At 65.3% G+C, this 3,513-nt stretch carries 5 protein-coding genes; 3 read left to right on the forward strand and 2 right to left on the reverse strand.

The genetic code is table 11. From position 1 onward, the window contains the following. Window positions 1-141 precede the first annotated feature (141 nt). Window positions 142-627 carry a DUF456 domain-containing protein gene (locus tag QMX83_RS20745; protein ID WP_282298515.1) on the reverse strand — a complete coding sequence of 162 codons (486 nt, stop codon included), beginning with the start codon at window positions 625-627 and terminating at the stop codon, window positions 142-144. Window positions 628-861: 234 nt separating this feature from the next. Between QMX83_RS20745 and QMX83_RS20750 the strand changes: the two genes are divergently transcribed. Then, window positions 862-1,071: a cold-shock protein gene (locus tag QMX83_RS20750; protein WP_282298516.1), complete on the forward strand. Its 210-nt coding sequence runs from the start codon at window positions 862-864 to the stop codon at window positions 1,069-1,071. Window positions 1,072-1,152: 81 nt separating this feature from the next. On the opposite strand, the gene QMX83_RS20755 is transcribed toward QMX83_RS20750, so the two are convergent. After that, the gene (locus QMX83_RS20755; protein WP_282298517.1) at window positions 1,153-1,647 is read right to left on the reverse strand and encodes a glycine zipper 2TM domain-containing protein; all 495 of its coding nucleotides are present in this window, start codon (window positions 1,645-1,647) and stop codon (window positions 1,153-1,155) included. A gap of 149 nt (window positions 1,648-1,796) precedes the next feature. Here QMX83_RS20755 and QMX83_RS20760 point away from each other — a divergent pair, with 149 nt between their 5' ends. Together QMX83_RS20760 and QMX83_RS20765 are read left to right on the forward strand one after the other, a co-directional pair. Beyond that, window positions 1,797-2,588, forward strand: a complete 792-nt coding sequence (locus QMX83_RS20760) for a tRNA threonylcarbamoyladenosine dehydratase (protein WP_282298518.1) — start codon at window positions 1,797-1,799, stop codon at window positions 2,586-2,588. A gap of 83 nt (window positions 2,589-2,671) precedes the next feature. Beyond that, window positions 2,672-3,460: a suppressor of fused domain protein gene (locus QMX83_RS20765; protein ID WP_282298519.1), complete on the forward strand. Its 789-nt coding sequence runs from the start codon at window positions 2,672-2,674 to the stop codon at window positions 3,458-3,460. Window positions 3,461-3,513: the final 53 nt, after the last annotated feature.

A 3,513-nucleotide genomic window follows, 5' to 3' on the forward strand; every position in this document is an offset into this window, starting at 1 on the left:
GGGCTTGCCCGGCTGCTCTTCGCCCGATGGCTCCCGCCAACAGCAGCCGGGCAAGCCCGGCTCTACGGCCACCCAACGCGCGGATACGGTTCCGGTCAGCCAGTGCGCACCGGCCAGCGCACATGGGGACCCGTGCGCCAGTCAGAAGAACCACGAGAACGCGAAGATGCCCAGCATCGCGATCACGATGGCCAGCTTCAGTGCGACCCCGAGCAGGATGCCCATCCACGTGGCCAGGCCGACCTTGGTCGAGCGGCCCAGCTCGCGGGTATGCCAGTACTCGCCGGCCAGTGCGCCCAGCAGGGGGCCGGCGAACAGCCCGATCGGCATGAAGAACAGCCCCACGATGCTGCCGATGAAGGTGCCCCACAGTGCCTTGCTGCTGGCCTGCACCCGCTTGGCCCCCACCACCGTGGCCAGGATGTCGACCACGAACGAGAGCAGGGTCAGCAACCCCAGCACCGTCAGCGGCACCCAGCCGACATGGCGGAAGCCATCGGTCCACGCGGCCGCCAGCAGCCCGGCGAACACCAGTGGAATGCCGGGCAGGGCGGGCAGGATGATCCCCGCGATGCCAACGAGCACCAGAACGACGGCTAGCAGGTAAAAGATGAATGAAGGGTCCATTCTGTACCGTACGGTTTTGGAAATAGGGTTGACATATTCGATTTTGATATGTTGCTTTTTGATTTTGCTCGGGTTAAGTTGCAGGCGCTGAGCTTGGCAAGGTCACCGTGGATCGTGGCCTGATGATGCTAGATTCGTCCAGATGCATCTACGCACCTCGCTTCCCCCCTTGCTGTCAGCCGCCCAACCGGGCGTATCCAACGACAAAGCAAAGATCCCCAGGGAGTAAGTGAGATGGCTGAGCGTGAAACCGGTACCGTGAAGTGGTTCAATGATGCCAAGGGCTTTGGCTTCATCAGCCGCGAGAACGGCGAAGACGTGTTCGTGCATTTCCGCGCGATCCAGTCGCAGGGCTTCAAGAGCCTGAAGGAAGGCCAGAAGGTCACCTTCACCGTGGTGCAGGGCCAGAAGGGCCTGCAGGCGGACGCAGTCGATCCGGCCTGAGGTCGATCTGCTGCAGCAGAATGAAAAGAGGCCCGCGCAAGCGGGCCTCTTTTTTTGCGGACGGGGCAGGGCGGCTGCGGCTCAGCGCAGCACCACCCGGCCGTTGACCACGCGCACATAGGTGTTCTCGCGGATGCCGGCGAGGTCACGCTGGTTGACCACGATGGTGCGGCCGTCATCCATGCGCACGGTGATGTCGTAGGTGTCGCTGGTGACGTTCTTCTGGATCTGGTTGCCGGCCAGCGCGCCGCCGATGGCACCCGCTGCAGCGGCCACATTCTGGTTGCCCTTGCTGCCGCCGGTGTGGTCGGAGATTTCATGGCCGGCCACCGCACCGACGATGCCGCCCAGGATCGCGCCAGTGGCGGCGGGGGCGGTGCGGCCGGAGGCCACGGTGTTGATGCGGGTCACGATGCCACAGTCAGCGCAGCGCGACTGGTTGTAGCCGCCGCTGTTGCCATAGCCGTTGTTGTAACCGCCATTGTTGTAACCGCCACCGCCATAGCCCGGCGAGGTGGCACAGCCGGCCAGTGCGACAGTGGCCACGGCAGCGGCAGCAATAAGTTGGATTTTCATGAGGGTTCTCCTGGCCAGATCGGGTGGTTGCATGCGTCTGGTGCGCATGGGGCGATCCTGTCCTGCGCAGTGTGAACAGGACGCCAATCCCGACAGGATTTCGTGGCTGGCAGATGAATCAGCGCACCCGGGCGTCTAAAATGCGCTCCATGAACGACGTATTGCGTGAACGCTTTGCCGGCATCGACCGGTTGTACGGGGTAGGCACCGTGGACCTGCTGTCGCGCCGCCGGGTGGCGGTGGTCGGCATGGGCGGCGTGGGGTCCTGGATCGTGGAGGCTCTGGCGCGCACTGCGGTGGGGCACCTGACCCTGATCGACGCCGATGACATCTGTGTCTCCAATACCAACCGGCAGCTGCCGGCGCTGGCAGGCATGTACGGCCGCAACAAGGCCGAGGCCATGGCCGAGCGCTGCCGCGCGATCAATCCAGACATCGAGGTCGACCCGGTGGCGGCCTTCCTCACCGTGGGCAACATGGAGGAACTGCTGGACCGTGGCTTCGACCTGGTGATCGACGCCTGCGACAGCTTCCGGGTGAAAGTGGAAACCATTGCCTGGTGCCGTCGCCGCAAGCTGCCGATCCTGACCGTCGGTGCGGCCGGTGGTCGTACCGACCCGACCCTGGTGCGGGTACGCGACGTGTCGCGCACCGAGCACGACGCCATGCTCGCGTTGATCCGCAAGAAGCTGCGCAGTGACTTCAATTTCCCGAAGAACGCGTCGCGCTATTTCGGCGTGCCGGCGATCTACTCGCTGGAAAACGTGAAGTATCCGCAGGCCGACGGCACCGTTTGTGGCCTGCGCCCGCAACTGGGCGCGGATGCGGCACTGAAGCTCGATTGCGGTGCTGGCCTCGGCGCGGCCACGCACATCACCGGTGCGTTTGCCTTTGCGGCGGTCGGCAAGGCGCTGGAAATGTTGCTGAAAAAGAAGGACTGACGTAGGGCCACGCCCTGCGTGGCTTCGCGGTGTCAAACAGGGTCGCAGCCACGCAGGGCGTGGCTCTACGGAAGGAAGAATCCATGCGTTTTCTGAAGAAGTTGTTTGGCCTCGGCGAGCAGAAGCCCGTCTCCCATCCGGCCCCGGCTGAAGTGCCCCAGGTAGAGGTCGACCCCAACGCCGCTGCGCGCGAAGCCGGTGCATTGGCCCTCGACCGCCATTGGCAGTCCATCGGCACGATCGAGCGTGATGTCATCGGGCACGTGATCAGCCCGCAGTTACTGGGCGGGCCCGCGTGGCCGTCGACTCGCCAGGCCTATCGCGTCGTGCATCGTCCGGACAGTGTGATCCTGGCCACCGAAGGGCTGTCTGACCCGTTCGACGACGTCGAGGGCATGGGCAACGGCTTCGGCCTGGAGCTGTTCCTGGAAACCGCGCACCTGCCTGATGCGCTGCAGGCCAGGCAGGCAGAAGTCACCGCTTACGCCAGGAGCTGGGCGTTCGACATCCTGCGCACGGTCGCCACCACGGTGGCGAATGCGGGTGGCATCGCCGCACAGCTGGAGCGTTACGGTGTGCTGTCGCTTGAACTGCCCGGGGCGAGCGAGTCAGCCCACCTGATCGCACAGCTCCCGCCCGCCTACGTGACCGAGGATGACGCCGTGGGCGTGCTGGTCGGGGGGCCGCTGCCCGACTTCGCCACCGACGTGCGCGATATGCCGTTGTCGCCGGTCTCGCTGGTGCCGGTGGTGCTGATCACCGCTGCCGAGCTGGAAGGCGTTCGCGCCGGTGGGCGGCAGGCGCGCGAGGCTCTCGCGGAAAAGCTCAGCGCCAACGTCAACGGCCACCGCAGCGCGCTCGACCGGGCGTAGAGCCACGCCCTGCGTGGCTTCGCGGTGTCAAACAGGGTCGCAGCCACGCAGGG

Origin of the sequence: Stenotrophomonas sp. PS02289 (assembly GCF_029960115.1) — a bacterium.
In the GTDB taxonomy this organism is placed as follows: domain Bacteria; phylum Pseudomonadota; class Gammaproteobacteria; order Xanthomonadales; family Xanthomonadaceae; genus Stenotrophomonas.